We start from the raw sequence: 17,061 nt of genomic DNA, 5'->3' as shown, positions 1-17,061 counted from the left end.
CCGGCCGGCGTGCACCGCCGGCCCGGGATCGCGGTCGGACCATCTGACAGGCCGCGGGGACGTCCGGCCGGATGTCGCCGGCAGCGGCGTCGCATCCCGTCCGACCCTGCGGCCCGCGCACGCCGTGTGGGCGGAGGTCCGCCGCGCGGCATCATCGAACGCAGTGGAGTTTATGGCGCGGCGGCGCCGCGCGTCACGCCGTGTTGCCGGCGTCCACCGTCAGCACCGTGCCGGTGATGTTGCGCGCCGCGTCACTCATCAGGAAGCCGACCGCCTTGGCGACGTCCTCGACCTCGGCCAGGCGCTTGAGCGCGCTGCGCTTGGCGATCTGCTCGCGCTGCTGATCCCCGAGGCCGCCCGTCAGCTCCGTTTCGACGAAGCCCGGCGCCACCGCGTTGACGGTGATGCCGACCCGCCCGACCTCGCGCGCCAGAGACTTGGTGAAGCCCACCAGCGACGCCTTGGTGGCGCCGTAGACCGACAGGCCGTTGTAGCCCGTGGAGCCGATGATCGAGGCCATGTTGACCACGCGACCCCGGCCCTCGGCCATCATGCCCCGCACCGCGTATTTGCTGAGCACGATCGGCGACAGGGTGTTGATGCGGATCAGCGCCTCGATCTGGGCGTTGTGCATCGTGGCCAGCAGGCCCTCGGTGCCGATTCCGGCGTTGTTGACGAGCCCGAAGAGCGGCCCGTGCAGGCGGCGCTGCTCCTGCACCATGGCCGGGATGGCGTCGATGTCGGCGAGGTCGAGCGCGACGAAGCGGATCTCGCCCGTTCCCTCCCGCGCCGCGGCTTCGGCGGCCGCGTCGAGCGCATCGCTCGAACGCCGCGCCACGGCCAGGACGCGGTGGCCGCTGGCGGCGAGGTCGCGGACGATGCCCAGGCCGAGGCCTCGGCTGCCGCCGGTGACGAGGACGTTACGCATCGCGCCGCTGCAACTTTCCCGCGGGGGTCATGGCGAGCGCGGCGGCGAAGCGCAGCAGCACCGGCACCTTGTGGGCGGGGAGCGTCGCCCGGCACAGCTCCAGGATTTCGGCCTTCATCGCGGTCTGCCGGTCACCGCCGGTCCCGTCCGGGAAGGGCTCGTCCGCCACCACGTCGGCCACCACGATGGCGCCGGTGATCGGATTCGCGCGCGCCTTGACGAGCGACATGCGGACCCCGGCATGGCGGTTGATCACGGCCTCGACTTCCTCGGGGTGGACCTTCAGCCCGCCGACGTTGATGATCCCGGAACGGCGGCCGACGAAATGCATCCGGTCGCCCCGGCGCTCGACGAGGTCGTCCGTGTCGACGTAGCCGTCGGCGTCGGCCAGCGCCGCCGCGCCGCCGCCGATGTAGCGGCTCGCCGTGCGGGTCGAGCGGATGCGCAGCGACCCGTCCTCGACCTTCATGGCCACGGCTCGGTCCGGATGGAGAAAGGCGGCCGGGAAGCCCTCGCGCCCGTCCGTCACCTCGAACCCCACGCCGGCCTCGGTCGACGCGTAGGCGTGGCCGAGCGTGGCCCCGGGATAGGCGCGGGCCAGCGCGTCCAGCACCGCCTGGTCGGCGATCTCGCCCGACAGCCGCACGGCGCGCGGCGCGATCAGCGCCGCTTCGGGCGCCATCAGGGCGCGGCGCCAGTGCGACGGCGTGCCGGACAGGTGCGTGACGCCGTGGCGGGCCAGCCGGGCGAGGTGGTCCGCCACGGGTTCGCCCGCCTGCGACAGCACCAGCGAGCCGCCGCCCAGAACGGCGCGGAGGAAGATCTGCAGGCCGCCGTAGCGGCGGATATCGTAGAAGGTGCCCCACACCGGCGCCGAAGCCGCGGGGTCGATCGCCCCCACGAGCCCGGCCCGGCTGTGCACCACCATCTTGGGCGTGCCGGTCGTCCCCGACGTCAGCATCACCCATTCGGTGTCCCGCGCCTCTCCGCCGTCGGGCGGCAGCGGCATGGGGGGACCCGCCACGGCGACGAGGAGGTCGGCGGGCCAGCTCGGGTGGTCGCCGTCGAGGAACACGGCATCGATCGCCGCTCCCGCCAGGACGGCGGGCAGGTCCGACGGCTTCAGGTCCGGGGGCGCCAGCACGATGCGGCGCGCGAGCCCGTCGAGCTCGACCAGCGCCAGGCCGGCCGAAAGCTGATCGCCCGCGGCGACCAGCACGGAGCGCCCCGCCAGCGCGGCCCGCAGCGGGGCGATCGTCGTGGTTGTGGCGAGCGTGTCGAGGGACAGGCTCCGGCCGGGGGCGTGGATCGCCCGCCCCGGCCGGGACCCGGCCTCAAGCAGCCAGCGTCGGAGCGGCTTGCTGGCGTGCGGCATCGTCGTAGAACCGGATGAAGTCGCCGAGCGTGACGGGGAAATACACGTCGTCCGACAGGGTGAAGGGGTCGCATCCGACCTCGTCCTCCAGCCGGGTGACCAGAACGGCGAAGCACAGCGAGTCCAGGCCGGAGTCCAGCAGGACGAGGTCGTCCGTGAGCGGCTTCAACGCCTTGCCCTGTTCCGACGCGACCGCCTCGATCGTCGAGATGATGACCGCCCTCATGTCCATCGGATAAGACCCCCTCCACAACCTGGGAGAACGCTACCATGCCGACCTGCGGGGACAACGTGAAGATGGCGGCGTGGTGAACGGGTTTCGACCGGGCGTTCGCCGCCGCGAGATCCGCGACGCGGACCTCGCGGGCGTGACGGAGCTGCTCCGCCGCGGCTTCTCCCACCGCCCGCGCGCCTTCTGGGAGCGGGGGCTGCGCCGGATGGGCGAGCGCCCGGCCGTGGACGGCTGCCCGCGCTACGGGTTCCTGCTCGACGACGGGAGCCGGCCGGTCGGCGTCGCCCTGATGCTGTTCGGCCGCGACGGCGCGGGCCACGTCCGGTGCAACCTGTCGAGCTGGACCGTAGACCCCGCGTTCCGCGCCCAGGCGCCGTTCCTCGTCGCCTCCGCGCTGAAGCGTCCGGAGGTGACCTTCACCAACATTTCGGCGGCGCCGCACACCTGGCCCACCATCGAGGCGCAGGGGTTCCGGGCCTATTCCGAGCGGCGAAGCCTCGTCCTGCCGCTGCTGGGCCCGGCCGGCGAGCGCGCGCGGGTGTCCGCCGACCCCGCGTCGTGGCGCGGCCTGCCCGAAGCGACGCTGCTCGACGACCACCGCGGATACGGCTGCACCTGCCTGACGGTCGAGGCGGAGGGCCCGCCGTGCCCGCTCGTGCTGGCGCCGGTGCGGGTGCGGGCCGGCCGCTACCCCCTGCCGGTGTTGCAGGTCGTGTTCTGCCGCGACATCGCCGACGTGTCGCGCTACGCCGGCGCGATCGGCCGGTGGATGACCCGCCGCGGCGCCGTCGGGCTCCTGGTCGACGGGGGGGTGCCGGGCGGGCTCGTGGGCGGGCCGTGGATCCGGCGCGGGCGCCGATACGCCCGCGGCCCCCACCCGCCCCGGATCGGCGACCTCAGCTACACCGAGCTGGCGATCTTCGGTCCTTGACGGTGGCGGCCGTCCCAGGGGCCTTGACGGCGGCGGCCGTCCCGAAGTCCTTGACGGCAGCGGCCGTCCCGAGGTCCTTGACGGCAGCGGCCGTCCCGTGGTGCGACCCGGGGCGACAGGAGGACCGGACCCGATGAGCAGATATGGCCGCGTGCCCTCGGTCCTCCTCGGCCTCGTGGGGCAGGACATCGGGAGCTCCCGCACCCCCGAGATGCAGATGCGCGAAGCGGAAGCGCAGGGCCTCCGCTGCGTGTACCGGCTGATCGACCTCGCCGCGCTCGGTCTCGGCGTGGACGCGCTGCCCGACATCCTGTCCTCCTGCGAGCGCCTCGGCTTCGACGGGATCAACGTCACCCATCCGTGCAAGCAGGCGGTGATCCCCCACCTCCACGCCCTGTCCGACGACGCGCGCGCGCTCGGCGCCGTCAACACGGTGCTGTTCCGCGACGGGCGCCGCATCGGGCACAATACCGACTGGTCCGGCTTCGCCGAGCCGTTCCGTGCCGGGATGGCGGGCGCGCGCCTCGACCGGGTGGTGCAGCTCGGCGCCGGCGGGGCCGGGGCGGCCGTGGCCCACGCGGCCCTGACGCTCGGCGCCGGGCGCCTGACCATCTTCGACATCGACCCCGCCCGCGCGGACAGCGTCGCGGCCAACCTCGCGGCGCATTTCGGCCCCGGACGCGCCGTCGCCGGCACGGACCGCGCGTCCGCCATGGCGGACGCGACCGGCCTCATCAACGCCACCCCCATCGGCATGGAGGCCCATCCGGGCCTGCCGCTCGACGCCGCGCTGCTGCGCCCCGACTTGTGGGTCGCCGAGGTGATCTATTTCCCGCTGGAAACGGAGTTGCTGCGCCGCGCCCGCGCGCTCGGCTGCCGCACGATCGACGGCGGCGGCATGGCGGTGTTCCAGGCCGTGGCGGCGTTCCGCCTGTTCGCCGGGCGAGAGCCCAACGTGGACCGCATGGTGGCGCAGTTCCGCTCCATGGACGCGGCGTGACGGCATGACGACCGTCGGCATCCTCGAAACCGGCGTCCCGCCGACCGACCTCGCGGCGCGGTTCGGCCGCTACGACGCCATGGTGAGGCGCATGCTGGGCGACGGCTTCGCTTGCCGCACCTACGCGGTCCGCGACGGGGAACTGCCGGCCGCGCCCGACGCCCATGCCGCCTACGTGATCACCGGCTCCTCGGCCGGGGTCTACGACGACCTGCCCTGGATCCCTCCGCTGCGGGACTTCATCCGCGCCGCCCATGGGCGCGCGCGCCTGGTGGGCCTGTGCTTCGGCCATCAAGCGATGGCGGACGCGCTCGGCGGCCGCGTCGAGAAGAGCGAGAAGGGCTGGGGCCTCGGGCTCCACCGCTACGAGGTGCATCGGTCGGAGCCCTGGATGGACGGGGCGGCGGCCATCGCGGTCGCGGCTTCGCACCAGGACCAGGTCGTCGACGCGCCGCCGGGCGCGACCGTGCTGGCGTCGAGCCCCTTCACGCCCCATGCGGCGTTGCTCTACGCGGGCGGCGATGCCGTGTCGTTCCAGTTCCACCCGGAGTTCGAGCGCGGCATGGCGGAAGCGCTGGTGGAACTGCGCCGGCCGGGCCTGCCCGACCCCGCGGAGGCCGACCGCATGCTGGCGAGCCTCGGCGCCCCGAGCGACGCCGACCGCGTGGGCGGCTGGATCCGGCGCTTCATCGCGCGGGGCTGAAGGCCCGGCGGCCCGCCGGGCGAAGCCTCTCAGCCGCGCCCGGGTTCGATCTCGCCCAGCGTCGGCGTGCGCCGCAGCGCCGTGCCCCGGCGACGCACGCCGACGCGCCACAGCGCGAAGACCGCCAGGGCGGCGTGGGTGGCGCCGTTCTGCCAGAACAGCGCCGTGGAGCCGAAGCGGGCCATCAGGACCGAGGCCAGCACGGGCGCCAGGATGGCGCCGGCGCAATACAGGAAGAGCATGCCCGACGACACCGTGACGGCGTGCAGGGGCCCGGCGCGGTCGTTGGCGTGGCTGACCGCCAGCGTGTAGAGCACCATGGTGGTGGTGCCGACCGCGAAGCCCAGCGCGCACACCATGCCGTAGGGCAGGGCGGATCCTAGCGCCAGCGCCACCTCGGCCAGCGCGCCGACCCCCGCGAAGCCGATCAGCACGATGCGCCGGTCGGCGCGGTCCGACAGGCGGCCCACGGGGTACAGCGCCAGCGCGGTGCCGACGATGACGGCGGTGATGAAGCCCGCGACGCGCCCGGCGTCCAGGCCGAGGCTCAGCCCGTAGACCGGCACCAGCGCCCAGAACGAGCCGTTGGCGCAGCCGATCGCGAAGGACGCGACGGCCGCCACCGGGGCCGTGGCCCAGAGCCAGGGCAGGCGCAGGCTGACCGTCCGCGGCTTGGGAGGCGGCTCGGCCTGGGTGAAGGCCATGGGCAGCATGGCGAGGGCGAAGAGCCCGGCCGTGACGGAGAACAGCGCGGCGGAGCGCGGGTCCACGAAGGCCAGGATCTCCTGGCCGGCGGCCGTCGCGCCGTAACTGACGACCTGGTAGAGCGCGTAGACGCGCCCGCGGTCGGCGTCGCTCGACTTGTCGCTCAACCACGCCTCGATCACGGCGTAGAAACCGGAGAACAGGAAGCCGATGGCGTAGCGCAGCCCGACCCAGACGGCGGGCTGGACCGCCATCGGGTACACCAGCGACACCACGACGGCGCCGGCCACGAAGGCCGAGAAGGCGCGGATGTAGCCCGCGCGGGCGATGAGGGCCGGCGCCGCCAGCGTCCCCGCCAGCATGCCGGCGAAGTAGCCGGACCCCAGCAGGCCGATGGCGAGGTCCGGAAAGCCTTCCAGCTTGGCGCGCAGCGGCACGAGCGTGTTGATCAGCCCGTTGCCGGCGATCAGCACCAGCACGGAGGACAGGAGGGCGGTGATGGACGAGACGGCGGCGGGCATCGGCCTTGCGGGGCAGGGAGGGCGCGGCCGGGGGCCGGCGGGGCGACGATGTCCTGCGCGCTTCAAGGCGGCGGAAACGTGTTGCCGGGTGCAAATTCCGACATCCGGCCGCGATCCGTGGGGCCGTGTTGCTTTCGAGGCGCGGGCGCGGCGGCAGCCCGGCTGTGGACCCCGGCCCGCGCCGGTGTATAAGCGCGACCTCACGAGCGCATGAAGGGCCGTCGGCGCGAAGGAACGGCGCCGCGGGGAGTGGAAGCATGGCACAGGATCGCAAGCTGTTCGAAGGCGCGGCCCGCGCGAACTGGACGCCGTCGAGCTGGCGGTCGAAGCCGGTCGAGCAGTCCCCCGTCTACCCGGATGCGGCGAGCCTCGAGGCCGTGGAGCGGCAGATCGCCGGCTTCCCGCCGCTGGTCTTCGCCGGGGAAGCCCGCAAGCTGAAGCGCACGCTGGGCCAGGTCGCCCGGGGCGAGGCCTTCCTGTTGCAGGGCGGGGACTGCGCCGAAGCCTTCGCCGAGCACGCCGCCGACACGATCCGCGACTCGTTCCGCGTGTTCCTCCAGATGGCCCTCGTGCTGACCTTCGCCGGCGCGGTGCCGGTGGTGAAGGTCGGCCGCATCGCGGGCCAGTTCGCCAAGCCCCGCTCGGCCCCGACCGAAACGGTCGACGGCGTCGAGCTGCCGAGCTACCGCGGCGACATCATCAACGGCATCGCCTTCGATGCCGCGTCCCGCGTGCCCGACCCGCAGCGCCAGCTCGACGCCTACCGCCAGTCCGCCGCGACGCTGAACCTGCTGCGCGCCTTCGCGGGCGGCGGCTACGCCAACCTCGAGAACGCGCATCGCTGGATGCTCGGCTTCGTCGCCGACAGCCCGGCCTCGTCGCGCTACGGCGCGGTGGCGGACAGGATGACCGAAAGCCTGGAGTTCATGCGCGCCATCGGCCTCGACGCCGAACACCATCCGGAGCTGCGCCAAACGGATTTCTACACCTCGCATGAGGCGCTGCTGCTCGGCTACGAGCAGGCGATGACCCGCGTCGATTCGACGAGCGGCGACCATTACGCCACCTCGGGCCACATGATCTGGATCGGCGACCGGACGCGCCAGCCGGACGGCGCCCACGTCGAGTTCTTCCGCGGCGTCAAGAACCCGATCGGCCTGAAGTGCGGGCCGACCATGACGGGCGACGGCCTCCTCAAGCTGATAGATCTGCTCAACCCCGCCGACGAGGCCGGCCGCCTGACGCTGATCTGCCGCTTCGGCGCCGACAAGGCGGGCGACCACCTGCCGGCCCTGATCCGCGCGGTGGAGCGCGAGGGCCGCACGGTCGTGTGGTCCTGCGATCCCATGCACGGCAACACCGTGAAGGCGTCGAGCGGCTACAAGACCCGGCCGTTCGACCGCATCATGGGCGAGATCCGCACCTTCTTCGCCGTCCACGCCGCCGAAGGGACCCATCCCGGGGGCGTCCACCTCGAGATGACCGGCAAGAACGTCACGGAATGCACCGGCGGCGCGCGCGCCATCACCGACACCGACCTGCACGACCGCTATCACACCTACTGCGACCCGCGGCTCAACGCCGAGCAGTCGATCGAGGTGGCCTTCCTGGTGGCGGAACTGCTGAAGGCCGGCCGCCAGGGGCGGACCATGCTGTCCCGGGCCGACGCCGCCGAATGAGCCCGGGGGGCGTCGGCTCAGCCCGCCCGTCGGAACGGTCCTGCCGTCACGACGGGCGGCGCCAGATCCCGGCCATCGGGTCGCCCGTGACAGGATCGCGGGCGGGCACGGGCACCGCCGCGATGGCGGCCACGGCCCGTCGCAGGTCGTCCTCGGTCGCCCCGTCGGCGCGGATCAGGTCCCAGGCGCAGCCGTCCGGATAGGCGCCGACCACGCCGAAGCCCTCGCTGGCGCCGACGCGCCGGTGCCCCGTTCCGGCCGGCAGCACCAGCACGTCGCCCGCCGCGACCGCGACGTCCCGCCCGCCTTCGCCGCCGAGGCGCAGCGTGGCGCGCCCGCCGCAGATCCCGAGCACCTCGTGCGCGGTCGCATGGAAGTGGTGGAAGGGGTAGACGCCGTTTCGCCACGCGCCGGTCCAGCCGTGCCGCATGAACAACGCTTCGTGTGCTTGCGCAGGGGCGTCGGGCGCCAGCGCGCCGCGATGGACGAGGACCGGCAGAGCGCTGTTGGGGACGCGGCCCGAGGGCGCGAAATGCAGCGCGTCCGCCACGGCGGTCAGCCGACCTTGGCGGGCTCTTCCTTGACCGTCATGGCGTTGCCGCGCCACACGAAGTCGTCGGTGAGCAGCGCCGTTGTGAACAGGACGGGCAGCATGCAGTCGCGGAACAGCCACACGAAGGGCGACGCCCAGGTCATGCGCCAGCCGGCCGACCAGGCCAGCACGGCCTCAGCCGCCATCCACAGCGCCGCCACCAGCACGCCGACCGGCGCGGCATCGTAGCCGTAGACCGAAGCCGCGAAGGCGGCGGCGAGCGACGGGAACACGCAGCCGGTGAAGACTTCCAGCAGGAAGAAGGGCAGGAACGTCACCCGCCGCAGGCGCGCCCAGCGCAACTGCCGCCCCCAAACCTCCGCGAAGCTCCTCACGCCCAGCGGCTGCTCGAACGGGTTGTCGGCCAGGCCGACCCGCAGCCCCTGGCGCCGGACGAGCTTGGTGGCGGCGGCGTCCTCGGCGATCTCGAGCCCGAGCGCCTCGATGGAGCCGTGGCCCTCCAGCACGGGCTTGTGCCACAGCATCGACTTGCCCTGCGCGAAGCCGAAGCCGATGGCTTCCGCGGCATACTGCCAGCGGGCCTGCAGCGTGTTGAGGAAGCCGCATTCCACCTCGGCCCAGAAGCTCTGCGGGCGCGAGCCGATCGGCGTCGAGCACACGAGGCCGGTGTCCTTGGTGTAGCGCTTCAGCAGGCGCTGGATGTAGTCGTGCGGCATCAGGACGTTGGAATCCGCCATGATGATCCAGTCGTGGGCCGCGCCGTGCCAGCCCTTGACGCAGTTGTTGAGCTTGGGATTGGCGCTGATGTCGTCGCGGCCGATGAGGACGCGGCTGGGCACGCCGGGGTGGGCGGCGATCAAGCGGCGGATCAGCGGCAGGACGGGATCATCGGCTTCCTCGCAGCAGAAGATGAGCTCGTAGTCGGGGTAGTCGAGGAGGAAGGAGGAGCGCAGCGTTTCCTCCTCGAAATTGTCCATGCCGCGCACCGGGCGCATCAGGCTGACGGGGGGAGCCGGGTCGGGGACCGGGAAGGGCTGCGGAATCTTGCGGCATCGGACGGCCGCGACGCCGGTGCTGAAAAGCTGCGCGCCCGTCATCAGGACGGAGAAGCCCGCCGCACATTCGGCTACCGTCATGATCGACCCTTCTTCCATCCGCCGGGGGCGGCTCGTCCAGCGGCCGGCGGCGCGTCGCATGCCGGTCATCGTTCAAGCTTTGCCTGCCCGAATCGAGGCGGCGAGTCCAGGCGGCGACCCGGTTTCGGCGGGCCTTTGCCGGGATGTCGCCTCGAAAATACGCAGCCTGCGACGAAACGACGACCGTCCGTGGCGGCGATCGGGCGGCAGTGCGGCGGGGATCGTTCATTCGGCGTGCAGATTTTCCGCGCTACGAACGCCGGACCGCGCGGCCCCCTGCCGCGCCGGCCCACGACGTGGAAGAGGGTGACCCCATGAGCAAGACCATCAAGCTGGCCGCCGCCGCCGCGGCCCTGTTCGCGGCCCTGCCGCTCGGCGCGGAAGCCATGCCGATCGCCCCCGCGGCCTCGGCCGACGCCGGCATGACCCTCGTGGCCGGCGGCTGCGGCCCCGGCTTCCACCGCGGCCCGTTCCTCGGCTGCCGCCCGAACCGCTTCGTCGGGCGGCCGTTCGTTCGGCCCTTCGTGCGCCGCCCGGTGATCTGCCGCACCGTGCTGCTGCCGCTGCCGCACCGCGTCTGCCGCTGACGGCCGCCCGCCCGGCGGAGCGTTTCCGCCGGGCCCCGCAAGGTCCCGTTAACCCTGTCGGACGACGGCCACCCCGCCGTCCATAGGGCATTTGACCTGGAACAAAACAGGAACGAAACTGCCTCCGCCGATCTCGGCAGGAGGGACCATCCATGTTGCGACGCTTGGCCGCCGACGCGATCGAACTCGCGTTTCTCGCCGCCTTCCTGGGCTTCGTCGCCCTGATGGCGCGCTGGTGAGCCCGCCCCCGGCGCCGACCGGCCGAGCCCCGCGGCTTCGGCCGAACCGGGACGACTCGACTCCGGTGCCGGGCGGAGTCATGGATCGCCCCCGACCGACGAGGAGCCTGGACCATGACGACGACCCCCGGGCCCGGCTTCGTCCACCTCCACGTCCACACCTCGTTCTCCCTGCGCGAAGGCGCGCTGACGATCGCCAAGCTGACCAAGCTGGCGGTGGCCGACGAGATGCCGGCGCTCGCCATCACCGACACGAACAACCTGTTCGGCGCCCTCGAATTCTCGGAAAAGCTGTCCAAGGAGGGCGTGCAGCCCATCACCGGGATCCAGTTGACGGTGGACTTCGGCGACGGCGCCCTGTTCGGCCGCGACGTCGCCCGCAATGCCCGCGGCTCGGTGGTGATCCTGGCCTGCACGGAGGCGGGCTACACCAACATCATGCGCCTCGCGTCCGAGGCCTTCACCCGGCCCGAGCCCGGCGACGAGCCCCACATCGCCTTCGACCGCCTGCTCGGCGGCACCGAAGGGCTCCTGCTGCTCACCGGCGGACCCAACGGGGCGGTGGACCGCGTGCTGGCGGCCAACAAGCCCGAGGCCGCGGCGGCGCGGGTCGACCGGCTGGTGGCCGCGTTCGGGCCGTCGAACGTGTATGTCGAGCTGCAGCGCCACGGGCTGCCCGAGGAGCGGCGCCTCGAATCCCACCTCGTCGCGCTCGCCTACGACAAGGGCCTGCGCCTCGTCGCCACCAACGAGCCCTTCTTCGCCGCCGTCGCCGACCACGAGGCCCACGACGCGCTGATCTGCATCGCCGAAGGGCAGGTGCTCGGCACGCCGGACCGGCGCCAGCTGTCGCCCGAGCACCGGTTCCGCACGCGCGCCGAGATGCTGAAGCTGTTCGCAGACCTGCCGGAGGCCACCGCCAACACGGTGGAGATCGCGCGCCGCTGCTCCTATCGCCCGCGCACCCGCAAGCCCATCCTGCCCAACTACACGAGCCAGGACGGCACGGTGCTCGACGCCGAAACGGCGCTGCGCGAACAGTCGATCGTCGGCCTCGCGGCGCGGCTCGCGGCCCACGGCCCCGCGCCCGGTTTCTCGGACGAGGACTACGAGAAGCGCCTGGCCTTCGAACTCGACATCATCTCGCGCATGAAGTTCCCCGGCTACTTCCTGATCGTGTCGGACTTCATCAAATGGGCGAAGGCCCACGACATCCCGGTCGGGCCGGGCCGCGGCTCGGGCGCGGGCTCGCTGGTCGCCTACGCGCTGACCATCACCGACATCGACCCGATGCGGTTCGCGCTGCTGTTCGAGCGGTTCCTCAACCCTGAACGCATCTCGATGCCCGACTTCGACGTCGACTTCTGCCAAACGCGGCGCGAAGAGGTGATCCAATACGTGCGCCACCGCTACGGGGTCGACCGCGTGGCGCAGATCGTCACCTTCGGCTCGTTCCTGGCCCGCGGCGTGCTGCGCAACGTCGGCCGCGTGCTGGAGATGCCGCTCGGCCAGGTCGACAAGCTGGCCAAGCTGGTGCCGCAGAACCCGGCCAACCCCGTGACGCTCGACCAGGCGATCGAGGGCGAGCCGCGCTTGCAGGAGGCCGCCGCCGAGGACGAGAAGGTCGAGAAGCTGCTGGGCATCTCGCGCAAGCTCGAGGGGCTGTATTCCAACGCCTCGACCCACGCCGCCGGCATCGTCATCGGTGACCGCCCGCTGCACGAGCTGGTGCCGCTCTACAAGGACCCCAAGTCCGACATGCCGGCGACCCAGTTCAACATGAAATGGGTCGAGCCCGCGGGCCTGGTGAAGTTCGACTTCCTCGGCCTGAAGACCCTCACGGTGATCGACACCTGCCTGAAGCTGATGAAGCAGCGCGGCATCGCGGTCGACATCTCGTCCATCCCGCTCGACGACGGCCCATCCTACGCCATGCTGGGCCGGGGCGAAACGGTGGGCGTGTTCCAGGTGGAATCGGTGGGCATGCGCAAGGCGCTGGCCGAGATGAAATGCGACCGGCTGGAGGACATCATCGCCCTGGTGGCGCTGTACCGGCCCGGCCCCATGGCCAACATCCCGGTCTACTGCGCCCGCAAGCTCGGCGAGGAGGTGCCGGAATACCCGCACCCGAAGCTGGAACCCGTGCTGAAAGAGACGTTCGGCGTCATCATCTACCAGGAACAGGTGATGCAGGCTGCCCAAACCCTGTCGGGCTACTCGCTGGGCGAGGCCGACATGCTGCGCCGCGCCATGGGCAAGAAGATCAAGTCCGAGATGGACGCGCAGCGCGAGCGCTTCGTCGAGGGCGCGGTCAGCAACGACATCCCGCGCGCCAAGGCCGACGAAATCTTCGACCTGCTCGCCAAGTTCGCCGACTACGGCTTCAACAAGAGCCACGCCGCCGCCTACGCGCTGATCTCCTACCAGACCGCCTATCTTAAGGCGAACTATCCGGTCGAATTCCTGGCGGCGTCGATGACGCTCGACAAGGCCAACACGGACAAGCTTTCCGAATTCCGCCAGGAAGCGCAGCGGCTGAAGATCACCGTCGAGCCGCCGTCCGTGAACCTGTCGGGCGTCGACTTCGAGGTGAACGCAGAGAAGCGCACCATCCGCTATGCGCTCAGCGCCGTGAAGGGAGCGGGCGAGGGACAGGTGGCGGCGATCGTGCGGGCGCGCGGGGCGAAGCCCTTCTCGTCGCTGGGCGACTTCGCAGCCCGCATCAACCCGCGCGAGGTCAACAAGAAGGTGCTGGAAAGCCTGGCTGCGGCCGGCGGTTTCGACGAGCTCGAACCCGACCGCGCGGTGGTGTTCGGCGGCATCGAATCCATGATGGCGGAAGCCAACCGCATCCACGGCGAGCGGCAGGCCGGGCAGAGCGCGCTGTTCGGCGGCGGCGACGAGGCCCCGTCTCTGCGGCTCGACCGCACGAAGTCCTGGCCCGCGGCGCAGCGCCTGAAGCGCGAGTTCGACGCCATCGGCTTCTTCCTGTCCGGGCACCCGCTCGACGATTACGGCCGCGTGCTCGACCGCCTCAAGGTGGAGCGGTGGGCGAACTTCGCCCGGGACGTGAAAGCGGGAAAGAGCGGCGCGCGGCTCGCCGCCACCGTGCTCGACCGCCAGGAGCGGCGCACCAAGTCCGGCAACAAGATCGGCATCGTCAACCTGTCGGACCCGACGGGCCAGTACGAGGCCATTATGTTCCAGGAAACGCTGAACACCTACCGCGACCTGTTCGAGAAGGGCAACGCGGTGCTGCTCGACGTGCAGGCGTCGGCGGAGGGCGACGAGGTGCGTGTCCGCATCGTCAAGGCCGAGGGGCTGGAACAGGCGGCCTGCCGGATCGGCAAGGGCCTGCGCATCCACCTCCGCGATTCCGGGCCCATCCCGGGCATCCTCGGCGCGCTGGGGCGCCGCGGCGACGGCGAAGTGTCCTTCCTGGTGCCGTCGGACGGCGGCAAACGCGAGGTCGAGGTGCGCCTGCGCGACCGCTACGCCGTGTCGCCCGAGGTCGCCAACGCGCTGCGCGTGCTGGCCGGGGTGACGCAGGTCGAGAACCTGTGACCGCGGCGCCGCTCGACGAGGACGGGCTCATCGCTCGCTTCTTCGCCCCCATCGCGGGGCCGGGCGGACTCGGCCTGCGCGACGACGCCGCCGTGATCGCGCCGCCGGCAGGACACGACCTCGTGGTGACGGTGGACGCGCTGGTGGCGGGCGGCCACTTCTTCGCCGACGACCCGCCGGCCGGCATCGCCCTGAAGGCGCTGGCGGTGAACCTGTCCGACCTCGCCGCGAAGGGCGCCGACCCGCTCGGCTTCACCCTCGCGCTGGCGCTGCCCGCCGGGTGGACGGCGGACTGGATGGGGTGCTTCGCCCGCGGGCTCGGCGAAGCCGCCGCCGCCCACGGCTGCCCGCTGCTCGGCGGCGACACCGTCAGGGCGGGCGGCCCGCTCACCCTGTCCATCACGGCTTTCGGCGCGGTGCCGGCGGGGCGCATGGTGCCGCGCACGGGCGCGGGGCCGGGCGATCGGCTCTACGTGTCGGGGACGATCGGCGACGCCGCGCTCGGGCTGAAGCTGCGCCTCGCCGGCCGGGGGGCGCCCGAAGGCCAGGCGCATCTGCTCGACCGCTACCTCCACCCCCGGCCCCGCCTGGCCCTGCGCGCCGCCCTGCGCCGCCACGCGTCCGGCGCCATGGACGTGTCGGACGGCTTCGTGGGCGACCTGCGCAAGATGATGCGGGCGTCGGGCGTGGCCGCCACGGTCGACCTCGGGGCGGTGCCGCTGTCGGAGGCTGCCCGCCGCTTCATCCGGGACGACGCGTCGGGGTTCGAGGTCGCCGTGACGGGCGGCGACGATTACGAGATCCTGGCCAGCGTTCCCGACGCCGAGGCGCGGGCCTTCGAGGCCGCGTCCGCGGCGGCCGGCGTGCCCGTCGCGGAGGTCGGACGGGTCGGCGAGGGCGAGGGCGTGGCCTTCCGGGGCCGCGACGGCGGGGCGGTCGACTTCGCTCGCGGCGCCTTCAGCCATTTCTGACCGGCCTCAGGGGAATCCGGCCCCCGACGCCACCCCCCGGCCCACCGACACCCCGAGCGACACGGAAGTGTTGGGCGTCAGCGCATAAGCGACGCCGGCGCCGACCCGCGGCGCGGCGTAGAGGTCGCCGGACCCGTTCATCAGCTCGTTGATGCCGTCACGGCTGGTGCCGGCCAGGTTGTTGCCCGTGACGGGCCGGGCGACGACCACACCGGCTGACAGGAAGGGCGTGAGCCGGCCCATGGGGTAGGCCACCTGGGCGCTGGCTTCGCCGAAGTCGAAGCCGCGCAGGCCCGGTCGGCCGAGGATCGACGGCGCGTAACCGGTCGCGCCCTGGACACCGACCAGCATCCCGTTTTCGAGCAGGCGCTCGTAGCCGCCGTAGACGTCGCCGCCGAAGCCGCCCCTGACCCCGCGGCCGCCGACGCCGAACACTTCCGTGCCGACGTAGAGGCCGTGCCAGGGCGATGCCGGCTCGGCCAGAGGCGCGGTGACGGCCGCGGAAGCCGAGCCGGCGGGGAGCAGCGCCGAGGGGGGCGGCACGGCGACGAAGGTCGGCAGCGGCGCGTCCGCCGCCATCGCGGCCGAGGCGAAGCCCAGGGCGGCGCCGACGACGGCGAGCGGGACCAGATGGCGGAACATTCGGGGCACTCCGGCGCGTCGGCGCGCAGGTTTGCCCGCATCATCGCCGCCGCGCAAGGCCGGCTCTCCCGCCCGGGCTTGCCGCACGACGCCCGCGCGGCGACACTCGCGCGGTCGTCACGCGTCCCGGAACCCGTCCCCCATGCGATTCGCAGCGCTCGCGCTCATCGTCGGCCTGTCCTCCGCGGCGCAGGCCGCCGAGCCCGACACCTACATCTTCGACGCTCTGGCGCTGCAGCCCTACAAGGGCAACTTCGCCCGCCTCGTGAAGGGGAAGGACGTGCCGGACTGGGTGAAGGCCATCGCGGCACAGGGTGCCGGCACCGCCGGCCCGACGAAGGCGGTCGACGTCGGCGGCACGGCCTACCGGCTCGACCGCGTGTGCAAGGTCGGCGCCTGCGCGGGCAACACGCTCGACGTGCTGTGGGCGCCGCGCGGCGCGAAGGTGTGGGCGGCGCTGGTCGAGGACGGGAAGCCGCCCGTCCTGCTCGGCGACCCTAAGGGCGCGCAGGCCCGTGAACTCCAGGCGGTGTCGGGCTCCGTCCCGCCGACGGCCGCGGTCGCCCCCGCGACCCCGGCGACGAGCCCCGTCGCGCCGCCGACGTCGCTCCAACCCCCGGCCGCCACGGCGCGCGTCGCCGAGCCGGCCCCCTAACTCTTCGACCTGCTGCCGCTTCAACCCTACAAAGGCAACTTCACCCGCCTCGTGAAGGCGAAGGCCGCCCCGGATTGGGTCAAGGCTATCGCGGTGCAGGGCGCCGGCGCGGCGGGACCGATGCGGACCGTCGACGTCGCCGGCACGCCCTACCGGCTCGACCGCGTGTGCAAGGTGGGTGCGTCCTGCGCCACAGACAGGCTCGACGTGCTGTGGGCACCGCGGGGTGCCCGGGTGTGGGCAGCGCTCGTCGACGGCGGCAAGGCGCCGGTGATGCTCGGCGACCCGAAGGGGGCGCAGGCCGAGGCGCTGGCCGAGGCAGCGCGGACGGCTCCCGTCCCGGCTGGTGCACCTGTGGATGCGTCGCCAGCCGCTCCGAAATGATCGAACGTCGTGCGGGCGGGTGGGTCAGCTCCCTCCGCATCCCCCACAGCCTCCACCTCCTCCTCCTCCTCCCCCGCCGCCTCCACACCCGCCGCTGTCCGCGGCCGTGAGCATGCGGGCGTAGATCTCGAAGGCAGTCCCGGCCAGCGCGGAGGCGCCCGTGACCGCGAAGGCATCGATTATACCAAACGTCAGAATTGTTGACACACCGCCCATTGGCGGGTCGTGATGGATCTCACTGCCTTGGTGTCGGCGA

General features: G+C 72.5%; 16 protein-coding genes. 9 read left to right on the top strand and 7 right to left on the bottom strand.

What is annotated here, in order from left to right:
- Positions 1–193 precede the first annotated feature (193 nt).
- Genes D3273_RS12185 through D3273_RS12175 form a run of 3 tightly spaced genes read right to left on the bottom strand, consistent with a single transcriptional unit; the run spans position 194 to position 2,535 of the window.
- Complete coding sequence (locus D3273_RS12185; RefSeq protein WP_129226889.1) at positions 194–928, bottom strand: SDR family NAD(P)-dependent oxidoreductase; 735 nt, start codon at positions 926–928, stop codon at positions 194–196.
- On the bottom strand, positions 921–2,303 hold the full coding sequence (locus D3273_RS12180; protein ID WP_129226887.1) for an AMP-binding protein: 1,383 nt from the start codon (positions 2,301–2,303) through the stop codon (positions 921–923). The genes D3273_RS12185 and D3273_RS12180 overlap by 8 nt, the downstream gene beginning before the upstream one ends.
- Positions 2,263–2,535 (bottom strand): phosphopantetheine-binding protein, encoded by a 273-nt coding sequence (locus tag D3273_RS12175; protein ID WP_129226885.1) that lies wholly within the window; start codon positions 2,533–2,535, stop codon positions 2,263–2,265. The genes D3273_RS12180 and D3273_RS12175 overlap by 41 nt, the downstream gene beginning before the upstream one ends.
- A 76-nt stretch (positions 2,536–2,611) precedes the next feature.
- Here D3273_RS12175 and D3273_RS12170 point away from each other — a divergent pair, with 76 nt between their 5' ends.
- From D3273_RS12170 to D3273_RS12160, 3 genes are all read left to right on the top strand, one after another.
- Entirely contained in the window at positions 2,612–3,466 is an 855-nt protein-coding gene (locus D3273_RS12170) for an acyl-CoA acyltransferase (protein WP_129226883.1), read from the top strand.
- 133 nt (positions 3,467–3,599) lie between these two features.
- The gene (locus D3273_RS12165; protein WP_129226881.1) at positions 3,600–4,466 is read left to right on the top strand and encodes a shikimate dehydrogenase; all 867 of its coding nucleotides are present in this window, start codon (positions 3,600–3,602) and stop codon (positions 4,464–4,466) included.
- A 4-nt stretch (positions 4,467–4,470) separates the two neighbouring features.
- Positions 4,471–5,169, top strand: a complete 699-nt coding sequence (locus D3273_RS12160) for a type 1 glutamine amidotransferase (RefSeq protein WP_129226879.1) — start codon at positions 4,471–4,473, stop codon at positions 5,167–5,169.
- 29 nt (positions 5,170–5,198) lie between these two features.
- Here D3273_RS12160 and D3273_RS12155 read toward each other — a convergent pair whose 3' ends face one another.
- On the bottom strand, positions 5,199–6,395 hold the full coding sequence (locus D3273_RS12155) for an MFS transporter (RefSeq protein ID WP_129226877.1): 1,197 nt from the start codon (positions 6,393–6,395) through the stop codon (positions 5,199–5,201).
- A gap of 257 nt (positions 6,396–6,652) precedes the next feature.
- Here D3273_RS12155 and D3273_RS12150 point away from each other — a divergent pair, with 257 nt between their 5' ends.
- Positions 6,653–8,074, top strand: coding sequence for a class II 3-deoxy-7-phosphoheptulonate synthase (locus tag D3273_RS12150; protein ID WP_129226875.1), 1,422 nt, complete (start codon positions 6,653–6,655; stop codon positions 8,072–8,074).
- 46 nt (positions 8,075–8,120) lie between these two features.
- On the opposite strand, the gene D3273_RS12145 is transcribed toward D3273_RS12150, so the two are convergent.
- Both D3273_RS12145 and D3273_RS12140 read right to left on the bottom strand, forming a co-directional pair.
- Complete coding sequence (locus D3273_RS12145; protein ID WP_129226873.1) at positions 8,121–8,624, bottom strand: cupin; 504 nt, start codon at positions 8,622–8,624, stop codon at positions 8,121–8,123.
- A gap of 5 nt (positions 8,625–8,629) precedes the next feature.
- Complete coding sequence (locus tag D3273_RS12140) at positions 8,630–9,763, bottom strand: ceramide glucosyltransferase (protein WP_129226871.1); 1,134 nt, start codon at positions 9,761–9,763, stop codon at positions 8,630–8,632.
- 314 nt (positions 9,764–10,077) lie between these two features.
- On the opposite strand from D3273_RS12140, the gene D3273_RS12135 reads away from it, so the two are divergent.
- From D3273_RS12135 to thiL, 3 genes are all read left to right on the top strand, one after another.
- Complete coding sequence (locus tag D3273_RS12135; RefSeq protein ID WP_129226869.1) at positions 10,078–10,350, top strand: GCG_CRPN prefix-to-repeats domain-containing protein; 273 nt, start codon at positions 10,078–10,080, stop codon at positions 10,348–10,350.
- Between the two features lie 353 nt (positions 10,351–10,703).
- The gene (gene dnaE / locus D3273_RS12130) at positions 10,704–14,153 is read left to right on the top strand and encodes a DNA polymerase III subunit alpha (RefSeq protein ID WP_129226867.1); all 3,450 of its coding nucleotides are present in this window, start codon (positions 10,704–10,706) and stop codon (positions 14,151–14,153) included.
- Entirely contained in the window at positions 14,150–15,124 is a 975-nt protein-coding gene (thiL, locus tag D3273_RS12125; RefSeq protein WP_129226865.1) for a thiamine-phosphate kinase, read from the top strand. Before dnaE ends, thiL begins: the two co-directional genes overlap by 4 nt.
- Before the next feature lie 6 nt (positions 15,125–15,130).
- Here thiL and D3273_RS12120 read toward each other — a convergent pair whose 3' ends face one another.
- Positions 15,131–15,766, bottom strand: a complete 636-nt coding sequence (locus D3273_RS12120) for a hypothetical protein (RefSeq protein WP_129226863.1) — start codon at positions 15,764–15,766, stop codon at positions 15,131–15,133.
- 142 nt (positions 15,767–15,908) lie between these two features.
- Between D3273_RS12120 and D3273_RS12115 the strand changes: the two genes are divergently transcribed.
- Complete coding sequence (locus D3273_RS12115; protein ID WP_129226861.1) at positions 15,909–16,421, top strand: Ivy family c-type lysozyme inhibitor; 513 nt, start codon at positions 15,909–15,911, stop codon at positions 16,419–16,421.
- Between the two features lie 9 nt (positions 16,422–16,430).
- Positions 16,431–16,805: an Ivy family c-type lysozyme inhibitor gene (locus tag D3273_RS12110; protein WP_129226860.1), complete on the top strand. Its 375-nt coding sequence runs from the start codon at positions 16,431–16,433 to the stop codon at positions 16,803–16,805.
- Positions 16,806–17,061: the final 256 nt, after the last annotated feature.

The organism is Lichenibacterium minor, assembly GCF_004137685.1.
Classification (GTDB): Bacteria; Pseudomonadota; Alphaproteobacteria; order Rhizobiales; family Beijerinckiaceae; genus Lichenihabitans; species Lichenihabitans minor.
This window is presented reverse-complemented; position numbering and strand designations above follow the sequence as displayed.